The 26,466-nt window shown below is 44.3% G+C and carries 16 protein-coding genes, 1 pseudogene and 1 riboswitch; of the genes and pseudogenes, 8 read left to right on the top strand and 9 right to left on the bottom strand.

The genetic code is table 11. The annotated features are described in order from the left end of the window. The 3 genes and pseudogenes from L4C33_RS02030 to tadA form a co-directional block, all read left to right on the top strand. Positions 1 to 760 (top strand): AbgT family transporter (locus L4C33_RS02030; protein ID WP_428810805.1); only part of this gene is annotated, 760 nt, incomplete at its 5' end. A 143-nt stretch (positions 761 to 903) separates the two neighbouring features. Next, the gene (locus L4C33_RS02035) at positions 904 to 2,193 is read left to right on the top strand and encodes a hemolysin family protein (RefSeq protein ID WP_428810806.1); all 1,290 of its coding nucleotides are present in this window, start codon (positions 904 to 906) and stop codon (positions 2,191 to 2,193) included. Positions 2,194 to 2,256: 63 nt separating this feature from the next. Next, a pseudogene (gene tadA, locus L4C33_RS02040) lies at positions 2,257 to 2,866 on the top strand (tRNA adenosine(34) deaminase TadA). Between the two features lie 63 nt (positions 2,867 to 2,929). Here tadA and L4C33_RS02045 read toward each other — a convergent pair. Both L4C33_RS02045 and mltF read right to left on the bottom strand, forming a co-directional pair. Beyond that, the gene (locus tag L4C33_RS02045; protein WP_428810807.1) at positions 2,930 to 3,064 is read right to left on the bottom strand and encodes a hypothetical protein; all 135 of its coding nucleotides are present in this window, start codon (positions 3,062 to 3,064) and stop codon (positions 2,930 to 2,932) included. A gap of 289 nt (positions 3,065 to 3,353) precedes the next feature. Then, on the bottom strand, positions 3,354 to 4,916 hold the full coding sequence (gene mltF, locus L4C33_RS02050) for a membrane-bound lytic murein transglycosylase MltF (protein ID WP_428810808.1): 1,563 nt from the start codon (positions 4,914 to 4,916) through the stop codon (positions 3,354 to 3,356). 319 nt (positions 4,917 to 5,235) lie between these two features. On the opposite strand from mltF, the gene purL reads away from it, so the two are divergent. Continuing rightward, the gene (gene purL / locus L4C33_RS02055; RefSeq protein ID WP_428810809.1) at positions 5,236 to 9,132 is read left to right on the top strand and encodes a phosphoribosylformylglycinamidine synthase; all 3,897 of its coding nucleotides are present in this window, start codon (positions 5,236 to 5,238) and stop codon (positions 9,130 to 9,132) included. Positions 9,133 to 9,508: 376 nt separating this feature from the next. Here purL and cspE read toward each other — a convergent pair whose 3' ends face one another. From cspE to L4C33_RS02090, 7 genes are all read right to left on the bottom strand, one after another. Further along, on the bottom strand, positions 9,509 to 9,721 hold the full coding sequence (gene cspE, locus L4C33_RS02060; protein ID WP_428810810.1) for a transcription antiterminator/RNA stability regulator CspE: 213 nt from the start codon (positions 9,719 to 9,721) through the stop codon (positions 9,509 to 9,511). Positions 9,722 to 10,100: 379 nt separating this feature from the next. Continuing rightward, complete coding sequence (dapD, locus tag L4C33_RS02065; RefSeq protein WP_428810811.1) at positions 10,101 to 11,132, bottom strand: 2,3,4,5-tetrahydropyridine-2,6-dicarboxylate N-succinyltransferase; 1,032 nt, start codon at positions 11,130 to 11,132, stop codon at positions 10,101 to 10,103. Between the two features lie 226 nt (positions 11,133 to 11,358). After that, positions 11,359 to 12,000, bottom strand: a complete 642-nt coding sequence (locus L4C33_RS02070; RefSeq protein ID WP_428810812.1) for a MarC family protein — start codon at positions 11,998 to 12,000, stop codon at positions 11,359 to 11,361. A 164-nt stretch (positions 12,001 to 12,164) separates the two neighbouring features. Beyond that, the gene (locus L4C33_RS02075) at positions 12,165 to 13,145 is read right to left on the bottom strand and encodes a GGGtGRT protein (RefSeq protein ID WP_428810813.1); all 981 of its coding nucleotides are present in this window, start codon (positions 13,143 to 13,145) and stop codon (positions 12,165 to 12,167) included. A gap of 23 nt (positions 13,146 to 13,168) precedes the next feature. Continuing rightward, the gene (locus L4C33_RS02080) at positions 13,169 to 13,861 is read right to left on the bottom strand and encodes an iron-sulfur cluster assembly scaffold protein (RefSeq protein ID WP_428810814.1); all 693 of its coding nucleotides are present in this window, start codon (positions 13,859 to 13,861) and stop codon (positions 13,169 to 13,171) included. Positions 13,862 to 14,056: 195 nt separating this feature from the next. Further along, a riboswitch (Fluoride riboswitch) is annotated at positions 14,057 to 14,140 on the bottom strand. Positions 14,141 to 14,296: 156 nt separating this feature from the next. Next, positions 14,297 to 14,590 (bottom strand): YebG family protein, encoded by a 294-nt coding sequence (locus L4C33_RS02085; RefSeq protein WP_428810815.1) that lies wholly within the window; start codon positions 14,588 to 14,590, stop codon positions 14,297 to 14,299. Positions 14,591 to 14,679: 89 nt separating this feature from the next. After that, positions 14,680 to 15,576: a LysR family transcriptional regulator gene (locus L4C33_RS02090; RefSeq protein WP_428810816.1), complete on the bottom strand. Its 897-nt coding sequence runs from the start codon at positions 15,574 to 15,576 to the stop codon at positions 14,680 to 14,682. Between the two features lie 121 nt (positions 15,577 to 15,697). Here L4C33_RS02090 and L4C33_RS02095 point away from each other — a divergent pair, with 121 nt between their 5' ends. From L4C33_RS02095 to recD, 4 genes are all read left to right on the top strand, one after another. Continuing rightward, complete coding sequence (locus L4C33_RS02095) at positions 15,698 to 16,675, top strand: TDT family transporter (protein WP_428810817.1); 978 nt, start codon at positions 15,698 to 15,700, stop codon at positions 16,673 to 16,675. A gap of 185 nt (positions 16,676 to 16,860) precedes the next feature. Then, the gene (gene recC / locus L4C33_RS02100) at positions 16,861 to 20,277 is read left to right on the top strand and encodes an exodeoxyribonuclease V subunit gamma (RefSeq protein WP_428810865.1); all 3,417 of its coding nucleotides are present in this window, start codon (positions 16,861 to 16,863) and stop codon (positions 20,275 to 20,277) included. 401 nt (positions 20,278 to 20,678) lie between these two features. After that, on the top strand, positions 20,679 to 24,311 hold the full coding sequence (recB, locus tag L4C33_RS02105) for an exodeoxyribonuclease V subunit beta (protein ID WP_428810866.1): 3,633 nt from the start codon (positions 20,679 to 20,681) through the stop codon (positions 24,309 to 24,311). Beyond that, entirely contained in the window at positions 24,311 to 26,446 is a 2,136-nt protein-coding gene (recD, locus tag L4C33_RS02110) for an exodeoxyribonuclease V subunit alpha (RefSeq protein ID WP_428810818.1), read from the top strand. Before recB ends, recD begins: the two co-directional genes overlap by 1 nt. Positions 26,447 to 26,466 lie beyond the last annotated feature (20 nt).

Genomic DNA, 26,466 nt, shown 5'->3' on the forward strand with positions numbered 1-26,466 from the left:
ATCTAAAGCATTCAAATACGCAGGTTGGGCGATGGTTGCTGGTATTGGTTTACTTGTTGCAGCGCTAATGCCTGAGAACTCGGCTTTACGCTCTCCAGAAGGTGAACTTACTTCATTCTCAGCACCTGTTATGAAGTCAATCGTTCCATTGATTTTCATTCTGTTCATTATCCCTGGCATCGTTTACGGACGTGTTTCAGGTACATTTAAGAGCAGCAATGATGTAATCAAAGCAATGTCAGAAACGATGGCAACGATGGGCGCGTACATTGTGATGTCGTTCTTCTGTGCACAGTTCCTATCTGCATTCGGTCAATCTAACATAGGTACTATGCTTGCGCTTTATGGCGCTGAAGGTTTGAAAGCTATGGACCTTCCTGGTGAGGCGACGGTTGTTGGTATGATTCTACTAACAGCGTCAGTTAACCTTCTTGTTGGTTCGGCTTCTGCTAAGTGGGCTCTTATTGGACCAATCCTAGTTCCAATGCTTATGGTTGTGGGTATCTCTCCTGAGCTATCTCAAGCGGCTTACCGTGTTGGTGATTCAGTGTCTAACATCATCTCTCCACTAATGGTGTTCTTCCCACTGGTTGTTGTTTACTGTCAGCGCTACGTTAAGTCGACAGGTATCGGTACTCTAGCTTCTCTAATGATGCCATTCTCGATTGCAATGCTAATCGGTTGGTCTATCTTCTTGCTAGCTTACTGGGCTCTTGGTATCCCACTAGGTATCCAAGCTCCTTACACTTACACTATGTAAATAGAGCAAGTAAGTTAGATAAAATAATCGAAGCCCGCACTGAAATGTGCGGGCTTTTTTTGCTACCTGTTTTTATAAATCTCAGCTTATACTCCGGATTACGGCTAATGGTTGGCCGGTAAAATTAGGAAATCCAAAACATCATGAAAATTCTGCTTCTGGTAGGGTTAATTGTTTTAAATGGTCTGTTTGCCATGTCTGAGATTGCATTGGTAGCAGCAAAAAATAGTCGGCTGAAACGCTTAGCCGAAAAACACCGTTCCGCTCAGGTTGCTCTTGAGCTTAAAGAAAATCCAACCCGCTTCCTCTCAACTATCCAAATCGGTATTACTGTCATTGGTCTGCTCAGCGGTATTGTCGGCGAAGCTACTTTATCGGCTCCGTTAGCGGTTCAACTTGAGGTGTGGGGGTTAGACCCAACACAAGCAAATATCTTGTCGACTGCAGTCGTCGTTGTGGGTATTACTTACTTTGCCATTGTTGTTGGTGAACTAGTACCAAAACGTTTTGCTCAGTCTCAAGCTGAAAACATTGCCGTGTTAGTCGCTTTGCCTATTTTCTGGTTGTCTAAAATCGCGACGCCGTTTGTGTTTGCTCTTTCTGCTTCAACGGAAGGTATTCTTAAGTTGATGGGGCGTGGTGGCGAAGAAGACAGTGTGACTGAAGACGATATTCATGCACTCGTGAAAGAGGGGTCTGAATCTGGTGTGATAGAACGTGGCGAACAAGAGATGATTCGCAACATTTTGCAGCTCGATGATCGTCTGGTGAGCTCTTTGATGACCCCACGTCGAGACATCGACTTTTTAGATGTCGACCAACCTGTTGAACAAATCTTCAAGCAATTACGTTCGTCGAATCACAGTGTGTTTCCATTGTGCCAAGATCATCTTAACAAAGTGGTAGGCACTGTATCGGCGAAAGCCTTGCTTAATCAGGCGGGTAACTTAAGCATTCAAGTGATCATGGGGCTGTCTAAATCTCCGATTTATGTTCCTGAATCGATGAAGGCACTGCGTCTGCTTGGCTACTTTAAAGAGTTTGGTACTGAGATGGCATTCATTGTCGATGAGTATGGAGATGTGCAAGGCCTGGTGACTCATTACGATATTCTTGAAGCGATTGCAGGTGAGCTATCCAGCAACCCTAAAGACTTATGGACTGAGCCAGTTGATGACGGATTGCTGGTGGATGGACTTATCCCTATCAGTGAGCTTAAAAACCGCTTAGAGCTGTCTGAATTAGAAGGGGAAAGTGAGGGCTTCCAAACATTAAACGGCCTTGTTACTTGGCTGATTGGGCGCCTACCCGGTACGGGGGAGGTCGTTCAGTGTCAGCAATGGCAGTTTGAAATAATCTCTGTTGAGAACAACCGTATTGTGAGTGTTAAAGCTACGCAGATAGTCAATGAACTAGGCGATGCTGTTAGTTAGATAAGCCGCTAGATATTAGACGAACAAGCCCACGGTTATTGTTCATTTCCAGTAAGATTAGGTATGCTTCATCGCATACCTTTTTGTTTTTATTCTTTGCTTTTTGGAGTCCCCTTTGTCAGACCATCAATTCACCCCTCAAGATGAAATCTTCATGCGACGTGCCATTGAAGTGGCCAAGCAAGCTGAGAGTGAGGGAGAGGTTCCCGTGGGTGCCGTGCTGGTAAAAGATGGTGAGATTATCTCTGAAGGATGGAACCGCTCGATTGGCAGCCATGATGCGACGGCTCATGCAGAGATAGAAACACTTCGAAAAGCAGGGCAAACTCTGGAAAATTATCGATTACTCGATACCACGTTATATGTCACTTTAGAGCCTTGCCCTATGTGTGCCGGTGCTTTATTACATAGCCGAGTGAAACGTATTGTATTTGGCGCTCCAGATCTAAAAGCAGGTGCGGCCGGGACTGTACTTAACTTGTTTGAAAGCCAGGCTTCTTATCATTATGCGGATGTTGAACATGGCTTATTAGAACAAGAATGTCGTGAGCAACTGCAATCATTTTTTAAGCGTCGTCGAAAAGAGATTAAAGAGAAAAGAAAACAAGAACGTTTACAGGAAGAGCTACGTTTAGCAGAAGAGCAGAAAGAGAATCGCACTCAATCTAAATAGAGCGGCTATCTTTCACAAGGCAAAATGTAGTAGGCACTCCTTGTTCAGAGTGCCATCGCAAGCTTACTCAGCAATCATCTGCATGAAAGCTCGGTTACGCCAAATGATCTTTTTCTTATTATTTGAAAGCATACGCTTGCGACGGTTGGCTGCAACAGTCTTATCTAGGCGCTTTGATTTCAATTTCTTTTTCATCATCTCAGTGATTTCCTATTGTCGTCTGGCTTTATAGTTTGGATTAACCGTTTAATTATAGTGCTGTTTATGTATCTGCTCTGCCGCTGCTTGATTTGTTTTTTAGAACAGTGTTGAGTTTATAGCTGCACCATGATGCAACAGAGCCAAATCTTCATTGTGGTGTGTTGTTATAAGGTTCAATTGTTACTGCAATATGACACTCTAAATTTCGCAGTTACTTTGCCTTCTGGTTTTCTTGTCTTGAAGCAATAAAAAAGAGCAATGCTAAATGGCATTGCTCTTTTGCGTTTTACTTGGTGGAATCCGTATCCTCTATTGAGGACTGAGCGGCGCTGGTTGTAGATTCTGCATCTGGGACCTCTAAAGGTGGGATGACGACTAAACCTTCAAGGTTAGCTTCTTCCTCTGCATTGCGCTGATTCACATGACCAATGATGCTCTGATAGTAACGTCGAATATTTTCAACATAGTTTCTCGCTTCATCACCCCTTGCGTAACCATAACGGCTGCGACTGTAATACTTTTTCTGTCTTAAAAGAGGTAGGCGATCCTTTACGTCTCCCCAGGCATCTGGATTACCACCTTGTGATTTGGTTAGGCGGCGAGCATCCATCACATGACCAAAGCCAACGTTGTAAGATGCGAGAGCAAACCAAATCTTCTCATGTTCTGCTATCGAGTCAGGTATGCGCTTAACTATGCGACGCAGGTATTCAACACCACCTTGAACGGATTGCTCAGGGTCTAACCTGTTTGTTACACCCACACTTTTCGCGGTTGGCAGCGTCAACATCATCATGCCTCGAACACCAGTTGGAGAACGCGCAACTGGGTTCCAGTGTGACTCTTGGTAAGCTAATGCGGCAATTAAGCGCCAATCAAATTCTTGCGAATACTGTTGAAAGAGTGGCGACCACTTTGGCAATTTACTATCCAGTGCACGAATAAAGGCACGAGTGTCGACGTAATCAAAAGTACCGATGTGACCAATGTACTTCTCTTCTAATGATGCTAGTTCGCCTGATTGCTTGTAGTTACCAAAAAACTCAATAAGCAATGCGTATAGACTTTCATCTTCTGACTTATTCAAGTACCAAGAAATTGGTTGGTCTTCGGTTAGCTCGAATGCCAGTGCAACGTCTGGGTATAGACGTTGAGCTAAAGATAGCTCTACAGAGTCTGCAACAGTGAACTGCAATTTTCCTGTCGACACTCGTCTTAGAAGATCATTAATATCAGCATCACCAACAGGTTGGTACTTGAGTTCAGGGTTTTCTTTCTGAATGGCTTTGAGTGTTGGCTCGAAATGCGAATTTTCAACAACGACTAATGAAGGAGCTAGTTGAGGGGATTGTTCGCCTTTATCTGCATTTGCTTCTGCATGTTCGGCCTGACGTTTTTGTTCAAACTGGATCAATTGTTCTAAATTTCTAGGGCGCCAATGCCCCTTTTTATAAACGACTTGCTGGCTAACGTAGTAATAAGCGGGAGCGGCTCTAAATTGTCGAGTTAACTTGGGTGTTTGAGTGAGACCTGTAGCAATAAGGTCAATTTCACCTTTCTTTAAAGCCGGGAAAAGGCCTGAAAGGCGGTAAGCCGGCTTGATCTCTAATTGTACATTCAGTCTGTTGGCAAACTCTCGAGCTAGCTCGTAGTCAAGCCCTGCGGGACCATCGGGGCCAATGTAATAGGAGAGTTGGTTGTTGAGGGTACCAACGCGCAGCACCCCACGTTCTTTTATCTGATCAAGAACACTTTGAGGCTCAGATTCTATCTGACAACCAGCGATACCCAAGATGCTAACGAGCACTAGAAAAATCTTGGTAGAAAAACCTAACGTAAGTTTTGACATGAAAATGAATTCTCGTACGACGAATAGTGTCTTTATACCAAACCCAAGTAGTCCGGCATAGCTCCAATGATTAAGGGAATGTGAAAGTGGCGATTAAATCAACAAAACAGCTGTAACTGTGAGTTGACGAAAAAAATAACGCAAACGGTTGCTTTTGGTGTTACATCACAAAACTAATTGCTTTATAATGCGCTCGCAAGTGAAGAGGTGGAATCGGCATAGGTTTGAAAACCTTCGGGAATAGCTTCGAAGTAAATACAGTAACCCACTGAATTTATTCCAATATCACCTTAATCAACTGCATAAGAGACCTAAGCACATGAGAATTTTGCGTGGCTCCCCAGCTCTATCTGAGTTTCGTGTTAACAAGCTTTTAGAGCTTTGTCGTGAATTAAGCTTACCTGTAACAGGTATTTACGCTGAGTTTGCCCACTTTGCTGATTTAACAGCAGACCTAGACGCGTCTGAAGTTGAGAAGCTAGAAAAGCTACTGACTTATGGTCCTACGATTGAAGAGCATAAGCCTGAAGGTTTATTGCTGCTTTCAACGCCACGTCCAGGCACTATCTCGCCTTGGTCTTCAAAATCTACTGATATCGCTCACAACTGTGGTCTTGATAAAGTTTCTCGCCTAGAGCGCGGTACAGCTTTCTACATCGAGACGTCAACAGAGCTTTCTGAACTACAACTTGTAGAACTTAAAGCGATCCTGCACGACCGTATGATGGAAGTAGTTTTCACAGACTTCGAATCAGCTGCTGCACTTTTCACGGTTGCTGAACCAGCTCCTTACGCGGAAGTTGATCTTCTTACTGGTGGCCGTAAAGCCCTAGAAGAAGCAAACGTAACGCTGGGTCTTGCACTTGCAGAAGACGAAATTGATTACCTACTAGAAAGCTTCACTCAAAAGTTAGGTCGCAACCCGACTGACATCGAGCTGATGATGTTTGCACAAGCAAACTCAGAGCACTGTCGTCACAAGATCTTTAACGCTGATTGGACTATCGATGGCGTTAAGCAAGAAAAATCATTGTTTAAGATGATTAAGAATACTTTTGAAACGACTCCAGAACACGTTCTGTCTGCATACAAAGATAATGCAGCGGTAATGACTGGCTCTGAAGTAGGTCGTTTCTTCCCAGATCCAGAAACTCGCCAGTACAACTACCATCAAGAGAAAACACACATCTTGATGAAAGTTGAAACGCACAACCACCCAACGGCAATCTCTCCATGGCCGGGCGCGTCAACAGGTTCTGGCGGTGAAATCCGTGATGAAGGCGCGACAGGTATTGGTGGTAAGCCAAAAGCGGGTCTTGTCGCTTTCTCTGTATCTAACCTTAAGATCCCGAACTTCGTTCAACCTTGGGAAACAGACTTTGGTAAGCCAAGCCGTATCGTAACAGCTTTGGATATCATGCTTGAAGGTCCTCTTGGTGGCGCGGCGTTCAACAATGAATTTGGTCGTCCAAACCTACTAGGTTACTTCCGTACTTACGAAGAGAAAGTCAACTCTCACGCTGGTGAAGAAGTTCGTGGTTACCACAAGCCAATCATGCTGGCTGGTGGTCTAGGTAACATTCGTGATGATCATGTTCAGAAGAAAGAGATCCCTGTAGGTGCAAGCCTAATCGTTCTTGGTGGTCCGGCAATGAACATCGGCCTTGGTGGCGGTGCTGCTTCTTCAATGGATTCTGGTTCTTCTTCTGAAGATCTAGACTTTGCTTCTGTACAACGTGAAAACCCAGAAATGGAACGTCGTTGTCAGGAAGTGATTGACCGTTGTTGGCAGCTAGGTGATGCGAACCCAATCGCATTCATCCACGATGTGGGCGCGGGCGGTATCTCGAATGCACTTCCTGAGCTAGTAGACGATGGCGAGCGTGGCGGTATCTTCAACCTACGTGATGTACCAAACGATGAGCCGGGCATGAGCCCACTTGAGATCTGGTGTAACGAATCTCAAGAGCGTTACGTAATGGCGGTTGCTGACAAAGACATGGCAACGTTCGACGCAATTTGTAAGCGTGAACGCGCACCTTACGCAGTGGTGGGTAAAGCAACAGAAGAACGTGATCTTAAATTAGAAGATTCACACTTCGACAACACGCCGATCGACATGCCAATGGACATCCTGTTAGGTAAAACACCTAAGATGCACCGTGATGCGAAAACGCTGAAAGCGAATAACCCTGCGATTGACCGTTCTGGTATTGAAATGAACGAAGCGGTAGACCGTATTCTTCGCCTACCAACTGTCGCTGAGAAAACATTCCTTATTACTATCGGTGACCGTTCGGTAACTGGCCTTGTTGCTCGTGACCAAATGGTTGGCCCATGGCAGGTTCCTGTAGCTAACTGTGCTGTAACGGCAGCAAGTTACGACTCTTACCACGGTGAGGCGATGTCTCTTGGTGAGCGTACTCCTGTTGCACTTCTAGACTTCGGTGCATCTGCTCGTCTAGCGGTTGGTGAAGCAATCACTAACATCGCTGCAACTAACATCGGCGATATCAAACACATTAAACTGTCGGCTAACTGGATGTCTCCAGCGGGTCACCCAGGTGAAGATGCAGGTCTTTACGAAGCGGTTAAAGCGGTAGGTGAAGAGCTATGTCCAGCATTGGGTCTAACTATCCCGGTGGGTAAAGACTCAATGTCGATGAAGACTAAGTGGGAAGAGAACGGCGAACAGAAAGAAGTAACGTCTCCGCTATCTCTTGTTATCACTGCGTTTGCTCGTGTTGAAGATGTTCGTAAGACTATTACGCCTCAACTACGTACAGACAAAGGTGCTTCAAGCCTTGTACTTATCGATTTAGGCAACGGCAAAAATCGTCTAGGTGCTACTGCACTGGCACAAGTTTACAAGCAGCTTGGTGATAAGCCAGCAGACGTAGACAACGCAGCGCAACTAAAAGGTTTCTACGAAGGCGTTCAAGCACTTGTTGCTAACGACCAAGTTGTGGCTTACCACGATAAAGGTGATGGCGGTCTATTCGTAACACTGGCTGAAATGGCGTTCGCAGGTCACTGTGGTGTTCAAGCTAATATCGAAGCGTTAGGCGAGGACACACTAGCAGCACTATTCAATGAAGAGTTAGGTGCAGTAATCCAAGTTCGTAACGATGACCTAGATGCAGTACTTTCTACTCTTGCAGCAAACGGCCTAGAAGCATGTTCACATGTAATCGGTTCTGTTGAAGCGTCTGATGAACTAGTGATTAAGTCCGGTGAGTCTGTAGTTATTGAACGTAACCGTACTGAGCTACGTACTATCTGGGCTGAGACGACGCACAAGATGCAAGGTCTACGTGATAACCCAGTGTGTGCTGACCAAGAGCATGAAGCGAAGAAAGACAATTCAGATCCAGGTCTAAACGTGAAACTAAGCTTCGACGTAAACGAAGACATCGCTGCCCCTTACATCAACAAGGGCGCTAAGCCTAAGATGGCGATTCTACGTGAGCAAGGTGTTAACTCTCACGTTGAAATGGCAGCAGCATTTGACCGTGCAGGCTTCGAAGCAACTGATATTCACATGAGCGACATCCTAACGGGTCAAGCGGTGCTAGAAGAGTACAACGGCCTTGTAGCATGTGGTGGCTTCTCTTACGGTGATGTACTTGGCGCTGGTGAAGGTTGGGCTAAGTCAGTTCTGTTTAACGACTCTACTCGTGACCAGTTTGAAAACTTCTTCAAACGTGAAGATACATTCTCTCTAGGTGTGTGTAATGGTTGTCAGATGTTGTCTAACTTGCGTGAGCTAATCCCTGGCGCTGAGTACTGGCCACGTTTCGTTCGCAACGAATCTGAACGCTTTGAAGCTCGTTTTAGCCTAGTTGAAGTTCAGAAGTCTGATTCTGTATTCTTCAACGGCATGGAAGGCTCTCGTATGCCAATCGCTGTTTCTCACGGTGAAGGCCGCGTAGAAGTACGTGACAACGACCACCTAAACGCGATTGAAAATTCAGGTACGGTTGCTCTACGTTACGTTGATAACAACGGTAACCAAACGCAGCAATACCCGAACAACCCGAACGGTTCGCCAAATGCTATCACGGGTCTAACAACTACGGATGGCCGTGTGACTATCATGATGCCTCACCCAGAGCGTGTATTCCGTACGGTTGCAAACTCATGGTCTCCAGAAGGTTGGGGCGAGAATGGCGCTTGGATGCGTATGTTCCAAAATGCACGTAAGAATGTGGGTTAACCACTCTCTTACAGGCCGCATTAATCTAGGCTAGGTTAAGCAAAAATGAAAAGCGCAGATCGAAAGGTCTGCGCTTTTTTGTGCCTATCGAATACGAAGTTAGGTATAGAGCAAAAGGGACGTAGGTTTATTCGGGGGGATGCAGCTGTGTGAGGAGTTCGATGAATAACGGAAATTGCTCTTCTAGTGCCTGCTAATAAATTTCAGGTTGTGGGGTATAACAATCTCTTGGGGTTTGAAGTAACGAAGGTGGTGGTGAGTTAGGGAGGAGGTAATTAACGCCAAAGAGAAAGAGGTTTATTACAAGAAACAAAAAAGGCCGCCAATGGCGACCTTTCATTTATTCAATCGTATAAACTACGAAGGTATCTTCTAATTAAAGAGCTACAACGTTTGCAGCTTGAAGACCTTTTTGGCCTTGTTCAACTTCGAAAGAAACCTTTTGGCCTTCTTTAAGAGTTTTGAAACCTTCAGAAGCGATAGCACGGAAATGTACGAATACGTCTGCGCCGCCGTTATCTTGAGTTAGGAAGCCGAAACCTTTCTCTTCGTTGAACCATTTAACGATACCAGTAGTTGAGTTAGACATTTTATGTCCCTTATTTATTTAGATTAAGAAAAAGTTCAATATTAGCAAAACGCTAATTTTTTGAATTATATCATGTTACGCGAAAATAAAAGGAAACATCTAACTAAAAAAACAGGTGTTTTTGTAGCTGAAACTTTACTTGTACTTGGTGCTGCATTTAATAACTCTCTGAACAACTGCGGCGTATAATAACCTTTGTAGGATTATTGTACACGCTTTTTTTGATCTTATTTTTTATATCTATATAAAACAACACGTTACATAGCCCACTTCAAGGTTTCTTTCTGATGTAAGGCTGTGGTTACTTATCGAAATGCCAAAATAAAAAAAGCCGCCAAAGCAAGAGCTTTGACGGCTTAGATATCAAAAAGCTAAATTCTTAGTTATTGCTGTGCAATTCGCTGTTTAGTTCAACTGCTGATTTGTTAGCAAGACATTCAATTTGACCTGTCACTGAGTTGCGACGGAATAGAAGATCAGATACGCCAGCTAGGTCGCGAGCTTTAATGATTTCTACTTCGTTGCCTTCTTTATCTAGCATGCGAACTTTAGTACCCGCAGTCACGTAAAGACCAGATTCAACTGTACAACGATCGCCCATTGGGAAGCCAAGACCTGCGTTTGCGCCTAGTAGGCAGTTCTCGCCAATAGAAATGACCATAGTACCGCCACCAGACAGAGTACCCATGATAGAAGCACCACCGCCGATGTCTGAACCGTTACCGACAACGACACCCGCAGAGATACGACCTTCAACCATGCTAACGCCAGTAGTACCAGCATTGAAGTTGATGAAGCCTTCGTGCATAACTGTTGTGCCTTCGCCAACGTGTGCGCCAAGACGTACGCGAGAAGTATCAGCAATACGAATACCTGTAGGTACAACGTAATCAACCATTTTAGGGAACTTATCTACACAATCTACAGATAGTGCACGACCAGCAAGGCGAGCTTCGATTTGACGCTCAGCTAGTTCAGGAAGGTCGATAGGGCCTTCGTTCGTCCATGCGATGTTGTGCAATAGACCGAAGATGCCATCTAGTACCGTGCCGTGAGGTTGAACTAGGCGGTTAGAGATAAGCTGTAGCTTAAGGAAGCCTTCAGCTACAGAAGCTGGCTTTTCATCAGTAGCTAGAATCACAAGAACAAGAGGCTGTTCAGACGCTGCTGCTTTTTCTGCGAAAGATGCGTTTGCTGCATCGTCATTTGCTGCGAATGCTTTTGCTAGTTCTGCACTTTGTGCTGCAGAGATTTCGATAGCTTGGTTGCCTTCAGAGTAACCGACTACTTCAGCCACAGCTGCTACTAGAGCATCGCTTGGGTTTAGAAGTGGGTTAGGGAAGAACGCTTCAATGATTTTATTGTCGCGATTTGTGGTTGCCGTACCGAAGGCTAGTGAAAAGAAAGCCATGTTGAATCTCCATGTTTGAATTGGTCTTATGAATAGCAAGTTGCTATTGCATTAAAAATCTTTTTGTTGGGAACATCATAAAGAGAGCGCCCTCGTTATGAAAGGGCGTATAAGGAGAAAGTCTGTAAAATGATATTGCTTGTCTTTTTAGAGATAGTTTTCTCAAAAAAGAAAAAATTGTTTTGGTGGGAAACCGACTGATACCGACAAGGTAGGCCGTCATTGTCTAGATAAATAGAGCCTTATAGGCCTGTTCGATACCTTCGATGAGCATTTGCATGCCAATAACAGCGAGGATAAGCCCCATCATTCTCGTTATAACATTCAGAGCACTTGGACCAACGGCTTTAACAAATCGTTCGCCGAAAACAAAGAGAATATAGGTCAAAGTACATAGTAGGCCAAAGGCTATGATGGTAATTATTGTCTCGTAGATCCCACCTGTAGTTGCAAAATTCATTGCGGTCGCGATAGTTCCTGGCCCTGCCAGAATTGGCATTGCTAATGGAGAAACGGCGATACTTAGTGCTGCATCTTGCTGGGCTTTGGAGTTGGCTTTTTCTTTTGCTTTTCCATGAGTAGAATCACCTTGAAGCATATGAAATCCAATCAAGAAAACCAGTATTCCGCCAGTAATGCGTAAGGCATAAAGAGTGATGCCAAATAGGTCAAAGATAACTTTCCCGGAAATAGCGAATACTGAAACAATCACAAATGCGATGAATACTGAGCGTAAGGCTACGGACTTGACTGTGTCTCGGTCGTTGCCGTTAGTCAGCCCTAAAAATATTGGAGTGTTAGCCACAGGATTCATTATGGCAAAAAAGCCCATGAATACCGTGATTGTATGGATAATCAGCTCTTTCATATTATTCCTTTAATAAAGAGTGAGTTGAATGCGATGCCACCGATGTGCTTTAAGATTAGATAGTAAATCATAATTAGAACAAAAAATAGCCGATGTAGATGTCGGCTATTAATTAGGGTTATGGCAAAAAGACGTTATGGATTTCTTTTATATTACGGCGGTTATTACGCTTGGCTTACGGCAACCGCTAATGCCACCGTTGCGCCAACCATAGGGTTATTTCCCATACCGATGAATCCCATCATGGCGACGTGAGCAGGAACAGAAGAGCTACCTGCGAATTGAGCATCTGCGTGCATTCTTCCCATGGTATCTGTCATGCCGTAAGAAGCGGGGCCAGCAGCAACGTTATCTGGGTGCAATGTTCGGCCTGTACCACCGCCTGAAGCAACTGAGAAGTATCGTAAACCTTGACGAGTGCGCTCTGCTTTGTAGATACCCGCAACAGGGTGTTGGAAGCGTGTTGGGTTGGTTGAGTTACCCGTAATACTTACATCCACTTCTTCACGATGCATGATTGCCACACCTTCACGAACATCATCGGCGCCATAGCATAGGATCTCTCCACGAGGGCCATTTGAGAAGCGGCGGCGCTCTGTTTCAACGAGTTCACCCGTTTGGTAATCGTATTGAGTGCGAACATAGGTAAAACCATTGATGCGAGAGATTAAGTAAGCCGCATCTTTACCTAGACCATTTAAGATAACTTTCAATGGGTTTTGACGTGATTTGTTGACGTTTAACGCAATTTTAATCGCACCTTCTGCAGCAGCAAAAGACTCATGACCTGCAAGAAAAGCAAAACAGTGGCTTTCTTCATTTAGAAGACGAGCGGCTAGCGCTCCATGGCCGATACCGACTTGGCGTTGCTCAGCAACACTGCCGGGTTTGGTGAATGCTTGAAGGCCTTCACCAATGATATTAGCCGCTTGTTCTGCGCTGGTGGCTTTGCGAAATAGTGCCAGTGCTGAGCCAAGGATATAAGCATCGGCAGCGCTTTCAAAAGCGATAGGCTGGGTGTCCATCACCAAGGCTTTTGGATCAACGTTGTGGGCTTTGCAGTATTGGTTAGCTTGCTCCAAAGAGTCGAAGTTCATTTCTGCCAATACGCAAGTTACTGATTCATTAAATTGAGTGTTCATCATATCTTTCCTCTAAATTGGCAAAATTACTGTTGGCGTGGGTTAATGGTGGTAACGGCTTCATCGAAGCGACCATAAGTCCCCGTCGCAAGGTCAGCAGCTTCATTGGCAGGCATGCCTTGATTAATCGCCTTCATCATTTTGCCGAGGTTGAGATACTCGTAGCCAATTACTTCACTGTGGTCATCAAGCGCAAGCTTAGTCACGTAACCTTCTGCCAGTTCTAGGTAGCGAACACCTTTTGCGGCGGTTGAGTAGCTAGTACCCACTTGGCTGCGCTGTGTTTGACCTAGGTCTTCTAATGCGGCGCCAATTTCTAGGCCGCCTTCAGAGAATGCAGACYGAGTTCGACCGTAAACAAATTGCAGAAAGATTTCGCGCATGGCTACGTTAATCGCGTCACACACCAAGTCGGTATTCAGAGCTTCAAGGATGGTTTTTCCGGTGAGGATTTCAGCGGCCATCGCGGCTGATTGAGTCATGCCTGAACAACCAATCGTTTCGATTAGCGCTTCTTCGATGATGCCGCTTTTTACGTTAAGCGTCAGTTTGGCTGCACCTTGTTGTGGTGCACAAGTGCCCACGCCATGGCTTAAGCCAGAAATAGCGATGACATCTTTTGGGCTAACCATAGCGCCTTCAACTGGAATTGGCGCTGAATTGTGAAGATCACCCCTTTGAATAGGGCACATTGATTGTATTTCTGAAGAGTAGTGCATATTGTTTTCTCACTTATTAGAGCCACTTAAGGACTAGGGCGTTGAGAAAACAGGACGTGTTGGAAGAGGTGTGGCTAATTCACTACAGATCTTGAGTATCGATAATCCAAAAGTCACATGAAGCTTGGTCTTGATAGACTAAGTCCACTTCAAAATGGAGGAATAGCGATACGTCCAACAGTATTACCTGTTTTCGATTCTGTAGGAGTCATTAGCACGGTTCAAAAGAACGGGCGGTTGAAGCAAAAGCTTAGGTGGAACCCCATCACCTGATGGCTATAGATTAGATCTTTATCACACTTTCGTGCAAGTGAATGTTTAGAGCAATTTTGACTATAAACAGAGCTCATTATATTTCTATAAGCATAAAAAAACGCCAATAACGGACTCTAATTTAGAGGCGTCATTGACGTTTTTTAGAAAGGCATCAGCTAGTTATGCTGCATCTTCTTCTGCGTTTTCAACCGCTTCAAGCTTCTTTTCTTTTTTCGGAGCTGGCTTACGCTTAGCACCTAGTGCGTAAAGAACTTCTTCTTTGTTCTTCGCTAGGTACATCGCAAGTTCTTCTTGCTTACTTTCGTCTTCTAGCAGTTCGCTTTTGCTTAGCAATTCGAAAAGCTCATCAGACATATCTAACATTTTGTCGTAAGCGTCAGCTTCGGCTTTAGAGGTAAAAGTCATTTTCTCTTCTCCGTTGCGTTCCACCACGTACTTGACGATAACAGCCATGGTTAATCCTCTAAGTTTGAGTAAATTTTACTGGCTTTTTATACAGTTTTGGTGACTAAAAGTCCAGTTTAACAAGCTAGACTGAGACCTTAGCCGGAATGCTGTGACCAGTTTTTGCAGTACTCCATAAAAGCTTTAAGTAACGGGCTTTGGTRTTTGTCTTTGTGTACTAAAAGCCAGAAGCGTCTTTTCATGTCGAGAGTGACATTGAGTGTTGCAACTTTACCTTGGTCGATAGCCGGTTGAGCGGCTAACCGGGAAAGGCAGGCAAAGCCAAGATCAGCCGACACGGAGTTAATTATCGCTTCGGTCGTATTTAGCTCAAAAGACTCGTACCAATGTTCCAGCCTAGGGGCTACAGCACGAAGAAAGAACTCTCGAGTTCCTGAACCAGGTTCTCGTAGTAGCCATTGGCTGTTTTCGAGATCTTGTAAAGTCGTTACATCTTGCTTAGCTAAAGGGTGATCTGTGCTTGCAATGATGCACATTTCATCACTACTAAATTGGGTTGAAATAAACTCAGGGTTTAAGGTTTTCCCTTCAATCAAAGCAATATCGAGCTCGTAATCGATTAATTTCTGACAAATTAAGGCACTGTTTGAAATGAACAAGCTTTGATCTTGGTGCTGCGTTTGTTTACGAAAGCCTGATAAAAGGTAAGGAGCAACTTGGTTTCCGATCGTGTCACTGGCTCCGACTTTTAGCACACCACTTAACGGTTGATCGTCGCCAAATAGTTCGTCGATGTGAGAAGCTCTATGTAAAATTTCGTCAGCAAGGGGCAGTAGCTTTTGCCCTTCTTGATTGAGTAATAGTCGGTTGTTCACTCTATCAAAAAGAGAATGGCCAAGTTGTTTTTCCATTTCAGATAACGCCATACTCACAGCAGCTTTGGAAAGAAATAACGCTTCTGATGCAGCGGTTAAGGTGCTGTGTTGAGTAATTGTCACAAAGACTTTAAGTTGTTTAATCGAAATATTAGCCATGATAWGTTTATGTTCAATTTTGATTGACGTATGTTTTATATAATTGGATATATTCGAACGAAGTGCAAGGTTAAGATTGTCTCATCAAGCTAGTTAGTTGAAAGCACTAAGAGAGGCAATAATGATTAGACGATTAAAAAATACAGTAATGGGTGCTCCAACACCAATGGCTGGCTTAGCTTTATCCATAGCAAGCTTAGGCTGGTGTTGGGAAAATGTTTTAGACAGTAACGGTTATGCTCAATGGATCAGTGCTGCAATCGGTGGAGTGTTACTCACAATTCTTGCAATCAAATTTTTACTCCACGGCCACCTATTACGTAAAGACCTTGCTCATCCTGTTGTGGGAAGTGTTGTCCCAACATTTGCAATGGGGGTTATGGTGGTTTCAAGCTCAATTGGTCATTTTTACCCTCAAGCAGGAAACGTAATTTGGCTAGCGGCTGTCGTACTACACATAGTGTTCTTAGTGAGTTTCTTTTACCACCGTGCAAAAGACTTTGAGTTACACCACATGGTACCAAGCTGGTTCGTTCCACCTATCGGAATTGTAGTTGCTGATGTGGCATTTTCTGGCGAACCTTCACTTCAATGGATTGCAGACTCGGTTCTGTGGTTTGGCCTAGCATCTTATTTAGTTATGCTGCCTATGATGATTTATCGCCTAATATTCACTCATGAAGTGCCTGATGCAGCAAAACCAACCATTGCTGTGATGGCTGCTCCTGCAAGTGTTTCGTTAGCCGGTTATTTAGCGGTGAGCTCTGAACCATCTCCCGTTATCATTGGTGTGTTGTTTGGTATTGCGATTCTGATGACATCAATAATCTACGTAGCGTTTCTAAAACTTATGCGTTTACCATTTAGCCCTGGCTATGCAGCCTTCACTTTCCCACTTGTGATTAGCGCAACGGCGTTATTTAAAACGGCTGACTGGATGGAGAGTGTTAATGTCGCGAGTGAGTATGTAGCGCAAGTGAATGGATTAGCGGACATTGAGCTAATGGTTGCAACGCTTGTAGTAAGCTATGTAGCGATTCGTTACTACATGAACTACAAACCTCATCGTATGATGAGTGCGGTCAGCGGTAGATTGTAAATTAGTAATAGTCCAAAAGATAAACAGACCTTAAGTTTTCGGTATTTCATAAGCTTATATTGCTAATTCAAACTCGGCACTTATGCTAATCTGGCCCTATATTGTGGCAAGATTAGCATGGGTGCACTTTGTTTACTGTTTACCATTCCAATAAGGTAGATACCTTAAAAATTCTTCTGGTTCATTTGATCAAAAGTGACCCGTTAGCCAACCCATTTGAAAAAGAGCAAATACTGGTCCAAAGCCCAGGTATGTCCCAATGGCTCAAAATGGAGTTAGCCAAAGAGTTTGGTGTCGCCGCTAACCTTGAATTCCCACTTCCTGCAACCTTCATTTGGGAAATGTTTACCCAGGTTTTACCTGACGTGCCAAAGCGCAGTGCTTTCAATAAAGAAGCAATGACGTGGAAGCTGATGAGCATTTTACCAAGCCAACTTTCTCATCCTGATTTTGTTGCCCTGCAGCGTTATTTAGAATCTGACGAAGACAACTCCAAGCTGTATCAGTTAGCTGAAAAAATTGCCGATATCTTTGATGGTTATTTGGTTTATCGCCCAGAGTGGATGGCGGCTTGGGAGTCGGGGGAGGCTGTTGCAGAATTAATTGGTGAAGAAGGGCAGCAAGATCACCCATGGCAGCCGATATTATGGAAAGCACTTTACGAGCAAACTCTGTCTCAAGGCCAATCGAAATATCACCGTGGTAATTTGTACCAAGACTTCATTGAAGCACTGGTCGCTAATAAAGCCAATTTATCTCACCTACCTAAACGATTATTCGTATTTGGCATTTCTTCATTGCCCCCACGCTATATGGATGCACTGAAAGCGTTAGGTGAACAGATTGATGTCAATTTAATGTTCACGAACCCAAGTAAACCTTATTGGGGAGATATTGATAGTCTTAAAGATCTTGCAAGGTTTGATGCAAAGCGACGGAAAAAGTTAGCTTTATTAAATCATACTATTGCTGATGCTGGCTCATCTTCTCTTATGGAAGGTGCTAAATATGTAGTTCATGATGATTTACACATTGATAATGCGGTAGGTAATAATCTATTAGCTTCTATGGGGAAATTGGGCCGAGATAATCTGCGCTTGTTATCAGAAGGAGATAGTGGTGAGTTTGAAGCTTTTGTAAATATTAAAGCTGATAATTTACTTCACCAGATTCAATCTGACATTCTCGAACTTAAAGAGTATCGAAATGATCAAATCTTGGATTCCAGTAATCATAAGAAAACGATCGAAGTTGGTGATTGCTCTCTGAGCGTTCACGCTTGCCACAGCCCGATGCGTGAAGTGGAAGTTTTACACGATCAATTACTAACGATGTTTGATGCTGACCCAAGTTTAAAGCCCCGCGATATTATCGTTATGGTGGCTGACATCAACGCATACAGCCCTGCGATTCAAGCGGTATTCGGCAATGCGCCGGGTGAGCGTTATATTCCTTATTCAATTTCAGACAGAACCGCCGATCAAGAAAGTCCTATTTTAGCGGCATTTATGCAGTTGGTGGCGCTACCGAATACGCGTTGCTTAGCATCTGAGCTTCTTGAGTTACTCGAAATTCCGGCGATGATGGCTAAGTTTGAAATTGATGAAAAGCAGTTTGAACAAGCTAAGCAGTGGGTAGAGGAAGCGGGTATTCGTTGGGGAGTAGACTCATCCACTGCGACTGAGTTTGATCTGCCTGCAACGGAACAAAATACGTGGTTGTTTGGTATCCAGCGTATGTTACTTGGCTACGCTATGTCTGACTCGGCAGGTTTATTTGAAGGTTCCGATACCATAGCAGCGTACAATGAAGTACAGGGAATGAATGCTGAACTTGCTGGTAAGCTTGCTCATTTCATTGAACGTATTACTCACTATCGTGGTGAACTTACGCGAACTCAATCTATTGATGAATGGCGTGATCTCTTAGTTCAATTGATTGATGATTTTTTTGCGGTTGAACTTGAAGGTGAAATGGTACTTAAATCCATTCGAGATACGTTAACTCAGCTAAAAGAGCAACTGGGTGATGCATTATATGAAGAGTCATTGTCGCCAAGCATTATCTACCAGTATTTGAATAATAAGTTGTCTGGCGCTCGAATTAGCCAGCGCTTCTTAGCTGGGCAGGTGAACTTCTGTACCCTAATGCCAATGCGTTCGATCCCGTTTAAAACCGTGTGTCTGTTGGGAATGAATGATGGAGTATATCCGCGTTCAATGCCCCCTGAAGGCTTCGACCTGATGGATGGACGTACACGTCCGGGCGATCGTTCTCGCCGTGATGATGACCGTTACCTTTTCCTTGAAGCCATGTTGTCAGCTCAACAGTGTTTATATGTCAGTTATGTCGGTCGCTCGATTCAAGATAACACGGAGCGTGTTCCTTCGGTATTAGTGTCCGAGTTATTAGAATACTGCCAGCAAAACTATTGCCTTGCTGGAGATGAAGCATTGCCAAGTGATGAGTCAGGCAAGCAGTTGGTAAAAGCTGTTTCTTTTGACCATGCAATGACGCCATTCAGTCCGTCAYCATTTAATTTGTCTGATGAGCATAAAGTCGGCAGCTATGCCAAAGAGTGGCTACCTGCAGCTAATCGTACAGGGCAGAAAAGCAGCGAGTTTAACCGTGCTTTAGATGATTATTTACTCGGTGCGACGTTCCCACTGGATCTCGATCTCGTCGAGTTGCAACGTTTCTGGCGTTTGCCTGTTCAGTATTTCTTTAACCGCCGCTTAAAGGTGATGTTTGAGCCGCCGTTGCCAGTAATGGAAGACGATGAACCTTTCGTACTTAATGGCCTTGAAAGCTTTCAGTTGAAAGATGGGTTGCTGCAAGTGTTAATCGATAATCCATTGGGTAGTGAACAAGCGATTCAAAAATATGTATCTGAACAAAAAGCCCAAGGTAAGCTACCTGTGGGTGCATTTGGCGATATTGAATTTGAAACTAATCGAGTGCAAGCGGAAGACATAGCGAAAGAGATTCAGTTCGTAAGTGGTTCGCCACAAGCTGATATTGATGTAAACCTAGAATTGAATGTTCTTGGTGAGGGCAAATCTGTGCGGTTAAATGGTTGGCTGACTCAAAATTATCAATCAGGCTTGGTTCGTTATCGCAGCGGTAAAATTCGATCTCAGGATTATTTATCAGCGTGGATCGATCATTTGTGTTGTGCAGCAATGGGCGAGCGAAAATCGACTCATATCATTGGCTATGATCGCAAAGAAGGTGTTGTTCACCTTATCTACTCACCATTAGATAACACTGAGCAAGCATTGGCGCTATTGGGTGAAATAGTTCGCCTTTTCTATCAAGGCATGACTGCTCCTCTACCATACTTCCCTCGTACCGCCTTAGCGGGCGTAGAAGCGGGGTTTAGCCGTGGAAAGTGGGTTGATGATGAAGAGAAATCTCTCAAAAAAATGGCGGACACGTTTAACGATAGTTTTGCGTTTACAGGCGAAGGTCGTGACAGCTATATCGCGAGAATTTGGCCAAAGTGGGATGACGAACTTGCCAGTCAATCACGCTTATGCAGTAGTTTAATTCTTCAAGATGCGAGATTAGCGGCGCAAGATCCGAGAGATCTTGAATCTTAGGTTTGATCAGGCAGATCATATGCTGGTGGTTATTTTGGTAAGGCAAAGAGAGTCGATCAAGAGATAAAGTGGCCGCCAGTAAATCATTATTAGTGTAGGGCGTTCGCTGTACGGCCACAGGTCAGAGGGACCATGATCTGTTTGGTTACTACGCTGAAGCGTTTGGTAACTCGTGGCGCGAATAGTAGCGGTCGCAATCAATGTGTACCGTGAGTGAGATCGCACTACATTCGAAGAAATTCATAATATTCATAGATTCCCCGTTTTTTATGGGAAAGATCACAAATAGTTGAAGGCTATAGTTTATGACAACGGTGTCAGCAGAACATTCATCAGAGGCGAATTTGCCAAAAGATCAGTTATCCGAAGCCAAGCTACCAGAGGCGACACCTCTAGAAACCATGACTTTCCCTTTGCATGGGGCAAGGTTGATAGAGGCATCTGCCGGCACCGGTAAGACCTTTACTATTGCTGGTCTTTATCTGCGCTTATTGCTTGGTCACGGAACCAATGGTTCTGATGGGCAACCGGCAACGTGTCACCAGCAGCCTTTAACCGTCGATCAAATATTGGTTGTGACATTTACGGAAGCTGCGACAGCGGAATTACGAGATCGTATTCGCGCTAGAATTCACGATGCGCGTATTGCCTTTGCCCGTGGCGTGAGTAGCGATCCGGTAATTAAACCATTATTGGATGAAATCTCGGATCATCAACAAGCGGCTGCCATTCTATTACATGCTGAAAGACAGATGGATGAAGCGGCCGTATATACTATCCACGGTTTCTGTCAGCGTATGCTGACCCAAAATGCTTTTGAATCAGGAAGTCGCTTTGATAATGAGTTTGTGACTGATGAGAGTCACCTAAAAGCACAAGTCGTGGCTGACTATTGGCGTAAGCAGTTCTACCCACTTCCTATTCAGTTAGCGGGTGAAGTTCGTAATATTTGGGGCTCTCCTGCCGCGTTGTTGGCAGATGTTAATCGCTACTTAACGGGCTCACCACTGAAACTGACTGTAGAAGCTATGTCGGGTGATTTGCAGTCACTGCACAATCAAAACCTTAAAAAGATTGATGAACTCAAAGCTAAATGGAAAGTAGCGCAGCAGAACTTATTAGCTCTGATTTCTGACTCGGATGTAAACAAACGCAGTTACACCAAAAAATCACTACCGACTTGGCTAGAAGCCGTCACTCAGTGGGCTGAAAGTGACACTCACGACTATTCAGTGCCTGACAAATTAGAAAAGTTTTCTCAGGCGACATTGAATGAAAAAACGCCGAAAGGCACTGCGCCAACTCATGAAGTTTTCGCTGCTATTGAGTCTTTCTTGGCAACGCCTGCAGATCTAAAAGCGCCGTTGCTCGCGCATGCCATCAGTCACTGTCGTGAAATGCTGGCAAAAGCTAAACAGCAAAAGCAGTGGTTATCATTTGATGACTTACTGACTCAGTTATCCGCTGCGATTGATGTTGATGAGCAGTCATTATTGGTTAACCGTATTCGTGAATTGTACCCGATTGCGATGATCGATGAATTCCAAGATACCGACCCACTGCAATATAGTATCTTTAGCCGTATTTATGTCGACTATCCGCAAAGCGGTCTGTTCATGATCGGAGATCCTAAACAAGCGATCTATGGTTTCCGCGGTGCAGATATTTTTACTTATATTAAGGCGCGTAAGCAAGTTAGTGCTCACTACACTCTAGGCACCAATTGGCGTTCAAGTGCTGATGTTGTTGGTGCTGTAAACCAAGTGTTTGCTACTCCTGACAGCGCCTTTATTTATGATCAAGATATCCCATTCTTATCTGTTAAAGCGAGCCCTAACGCAGAGAAGCGTCAGTGGAAAATGAATGGTGATACTCAACCTGCGATGACCTTTTGGCTGCAAGAAGCTGAAGATAAGCCATTGCCTAAAGGCGAATATCACGCTGCGATGGCTGAAGCAACTGCGAGCCAAATTCAAACTATTTTAACCGCCTCGCAAAACAATCAAGCGCATTTTTATACCGGTAAAGAAGACAGTGATAAAGCACCACAGCCAATTAAAGCGGGTGATCTTGCGGTGTTGGTTCGAACAGGTAGCGAAGGTCGATTAGTTAAAGATGCTCTATCGCAACAAGGCATTGCAAGTGTGTACTTATCGAACCGAGATAGCGTGTTTATCAGCCCTGTTGCCCAAGATATACAGCGTTTGCTGCAAGCAGTATTAACTCCAGAAAACGACCGAGCACTCCGAGCCAGTTTGGCCTCCGAATTGTTTGCATTGGATGCCGCTTCTTTGGATGAATTAAATAACGATGAAGTGGTGTGGGAAAATGCGGTCAATGAATTCCGCGAGTACCGTAAATTATGGCAACTACGTGGTGTACTACCGATGTTGCGTAGTGTGATGAGTAAACGTCATGTCGCTGAGCGCTTACTTGAAGAAGAAAATGGTGAGCGTTCACTCACTGATTTAATGCACATCGGTGAGTTATTGCAGCAAGCAAGGCAAGAGTTAGACAGCGATTACGGTTTATTGCGTTGGTTAGCCGAGTCTATTTCTGATGCGCAAAACGGTTTGGGTGGCAGCGATGATGAAATCCAGCGTTTAGAGTCTGAGCGTAATTTGGTTCAGATCGTTACTATCCATAAATCTAAAGGTCTGGAATATGACCTCGTATTTTTACCCTTTGTTGCCAGCTATCGTGAAGCGAGTGAAGGTAAATATTATGACCATGAAACAGATACGACTGTCCTTGATATCACCAATAGTTCCACAGCATTAGCACAAGCCGATAAAGAACGTTTAGCCGAGGATTTACGCCTTATTTACGTGGCTTTAACTCGTGCGGTTTACGGCTGTTTCATTGGAATGGCACCACTGAGAAAAGGTCGTTCTACTAAAGAGCCTACTGGTGTTCATTTGAGTGCGATGGGCTATTTGATTCAAAACGCGCAAGAACTCGGTATTGCAGAGCTAGGGCAGAAACTTCATGCCATGGAACAAGCTAACCCTTCAATTGTGTTAGCCGATGTTCCTACCGCACATGAGTATCCATTTGTTGCTTTAGAAGAGGAAGAGGAGCAACTGCAAGCTAAGGAGCTCCAAGCTCATATCGATAGAAATTGGCGGATCACCAGTTATTCTGGGCTCGTTAAGCAGGGTTCTCATGGCTCTACATATGACGCGGTTATAGAAGTCTCGGGTTTTGATATTGACTCGGCAGAAGAACAAGACGAACTGGAATTATTAGAACCTGAACGTTCTATCTTCACTTTCCCTCGTGGTGCAAGGCCAGGCACGTTTCTACATACATTATTTGAAGACGTTGAATTTACCGAGCCAGCAACGAGCGAGAGCAATACCCGGGTGATCACTCAACTACTTGAATCTGAGCAATATGAGCAAGAGTGGTTGCCAGTATTACAGCAATTAGTCGATACGGTACTTAATACTCCTCTAGATGGTAAGCGCCTCAAGCTTAGTGAAAAAGGAGCGAGCCAGCGTTTAGTTGAAATGGAATTCTTATTGCCGATTGAAGTGCTTACTTCATCTGCATTGAACAGAGTGATTCAATATCATGATCTTTTGTCTGCAAAAGCGGGCGATCTTGGTTTTCATACCGTTCAGGGAATGTTGAAAGGTTTTATCGATTTAGTCTTTGAACATGAAGGTAAATACTACGTACTTGATTGGAAATCTAACCATTTAGGCGACGATGTCGCTATTTATCATGGAGATAACCTAAAAGCGGCGATGGCCGATCACCGTTATGATCTTCAATATCAAATCTATGCATTGGCGCTACACCGTTTTTTACGTAGCCGTATTGCTGATTACGATTACGAGACTCACTTTGGCGGGGTCTATTACCTATTTCTACGTGGTATTGATGGGCAATCTCAGCAGGGAATATTTTCAGCGAAGCCAACGTTAGCGCTATTAAATGAAATGGATCAGCTGATAGATGGTGAACAAATCAACCGAAGTACTGCCACTCTTGATGATAACGAAACTGGGCAAATGGGGCTTATATAATGAACTTAGATCTTCAATCCGCAGCTCTGTTAGATGTACTGAAAGCATTGGCCGCTAAAGGTGCTATTCGTCAGTTGGACTATCAGTTTGCACGTTTCATTGCCCAGCAGTCTCCAAATAATAGTGATGAACTTGGTTTTATTGCAGGTGTGATCAGTAGCGAGCTTGGTAAAGGGCACATTTGTATTCAGCTAAAACAATCCCATGGTGAACTGGTCGATATGGCTGCAATGCTAGGTTTATATGGTGACGCAGCATTAATGCTAAACCAGAGACTTATTCAATGTGATTGGCAATCAATACTTACGAGTTCAGTGTTGGTAGGGCAAAGCAGTGGTGAAGCTAAACCAATCATGTTCGATGGCACGCGAGTGTATTTACAGCGCTACTGGAACTACGAAGTAGTACTAGCGAACACGTTGAACCGTTTAAGTGCCCCCGTTGAATTTAGTGCTCAGCAAAAAGAGAAGTTAACTGAAACACTCAATCATCTATTTGCGCGTAGTTATCATTTTTTGTTTAACGCTCTAGCTAAGTTACTGGCTTCAGGCAAAAGCTCGCAAGTTCTAAGGCAGCAGTTAGTATGTGACCATTTAGATGTGGTGGCCGAGAGTGGCTTAGATTGGGCAAGTATTGATGCTCAGCTGCAAGCTGCGACTCAAGTTTCAGATCTTGACGTTTTGGATTCACTGGTACCAAACTCTGTTTGCTTGAATTGGCAGAAAGTAGCGGCAGCCGTTGCTCTAAGCCGCCGTTTCGCTGTGATTTCTGGTGGGCCGGGTACAGGTAAAACCACCACAGTAACCAAATTGCTTTCAGCTATGGTTGAGCAGTCGATTGGTGAAGGGCGGATACCGACCATTAGGCTGGTGGCACCGACGGGTAAAGCTGCGGCTCGATTAACTGAGTCGATAGGTAAAGCGATTGAGCAATTACCGTTATCTCCAGAGGTAAAAGCGAACATACCAACAGAGTCGAGCACTTTGCACCGATTATTAGGTGCGATCCCTAATCGAGCTGAGTTCCGTCATAACCGCGATAATTTGCTGCACTTGGATATTCTGGTGGTGGATGAAGCGTCTATGGTCGATTTATCTATGATGTATAAGCTTGTGGATGCGCTACCAGACCATGCTAGATTGATTTTATTGGGTGATAAAGATCAATTGGCTTCGGTAGAGGCTGGGGCTGTTCTTGGTGATATCTGTTCATTCAACCAAGTTGGTTATAGCGCTAATCAAGGGAAATTAATTTCACAACTTACAGGGTTCTCATACTTACCGACAGCAAACAGCGATCGCCAGGTGCGCTCTCCTGCTATTGCCGACAGTTTATGTATGCTGCAAAAGAGTTACCGTTTTGATGCTCGTTCAGGTATTGGACAGCTGGCTAAGGCGATCAATTCAGGTTTCGTTCAGCACGTGGATAAAGTGCTGGGTTCTGGTTTTCCTGATATTGAAAACCACCCACTATCGAGTGATAGCTACAATGTCATGCTGAAAACTCTGGTTGCTGAATATGGGCACTATCTGGAGCGAATGGACACGCTTAAACAGAAAGAAGAAAGCCAGGAAGATAAAGCAAAGGAAGTGCTGAGTTTATTCAGTCGTTGCCGACTCTTATGTGCGATTCGAGAAGGGGATTTTGGTGTTTCCGGTTTGAACACGCGTATTGAAAAAGCGTTGTCTGCAAGAAGAATGATCGTGACGAATGATGAGCTTTGGTATCACGGTCGACCAGTCATGGTCACTCAGAATGATCACGGACTTGGTTTATACAATGGTGATATCGGGATTTGCATGTTGGATTCAAGTTCACAGGACGAGACGCCACGTCTTAAGGTGTATTTTGAACTTCCTGATGGTAGCGTGAAAGCCATTCTACCAAGTCGTGTTCCAGAGCATGAGACGGCTTATGCGATGACAATCCACAAATCACAAGGCAGTGAATTTGATCTTACTTTGATGATTTTGCCTCCCGATTTTACGCCAATATTAACCCGAGAACTCATTTACACGGGCATTACTCGCGCCAAAAATAACCTGATGATGTTTTGTGATAATTCAGTGTTAAAGCGTGGAGTGAAGGTTCGAACTGCCAGGGAGAGTGGTTTAGTTAGCCGTTTAGCTGAATAGCTTAAAAGTGGTATTTTTAG

Source organism: Vibrio makurazakiensis, assembly GCF_050337375.1.
Lineage (GTDB): Bacteria > Pseudomonadota > Gammaproteobacteria > Enterobacterales > Vibrionaceae > Vibrio > Vibrio makurazakiensis.

Coding starts and splice junctions, on each gene's coding strand:
- L4C33_RS02045 (WP_428810807.1), bottom strand. CDS start 3,064: ATGATGAAAAAGAAATTGAAATCAAAGCGCCTAGATAAGACTGTTGCA.
- L4C33_RS02035 (WP_428810806.1), top strand. CDS start 904: ATGAAAATTCTGCTTCTGGTAGGGTTAATTGTTTTAAATGGTCTGTTT.
- recB (WP_428810866.1), top strand. CDS start 20,679: ATGACTTTCCCTTTGCATGGGGCAAGGTTGATAGAGGCATCTGCCGGC.
- purL (WP_428810809.1), top strand. CDS start 5,236: ATGAGAATTTTGCGTGGCTCCCCAGCTCTATCTGAGTTTCGTGTTAAC.
- L4C33_RS02095 (WP_428810817.1), top strand. CDS start 15,698: ATGATTAGACGATTAAAAAATACAGTAATGGGTGCTCCAACACCAATG.
- cspE (WP_428810810.1), bottom strand. CDS start 9,721: ATGTCTAACTCAACTACTGGTATCGTTAAATGGTTCAACGAAGAGAAA.
- L4C33_RS02085 (WP_428810815.1), bottom strand. CDS start 14,590: ATGGCTGTTATCGTCAAGTACGTGGTGGAACGCAACGGAGAAGAGAAA.
- L4C33_RS02075 (WP_428810813.1), bottom strand. CDS start 13,145: ATGATGAACACTCAATTTAATGAATCAGTAACTTGCGTATTGGCAGAA.
- L4C33_RS02070 (WP_428810812.1), bottom strand. CDS start 12,000: ATGAAAGAGCTGATTATCCATACAATCACGGTATTCATGGGCTTTTTT.
- mltF (WP_428810808.1), bottom strand. CDS start 4,916: ATGTCAAAACTTACGTTAGGTTTTTCTACCAAGATTTTTCTAGTGCTC.
- recD (WP_428810818.1), top strand. CDS start 24,311: ATGAACTTAGATCTTCAATCCGCAGCTCTGTTAGATGTACTGAAAGCA.
- dapD (WP_428810811.1), bottom strand. CDS start 11,132: ATGGCTTTCTTTTCACTAGCCTTCGGTACGGCAACCACAAATCGCGAC.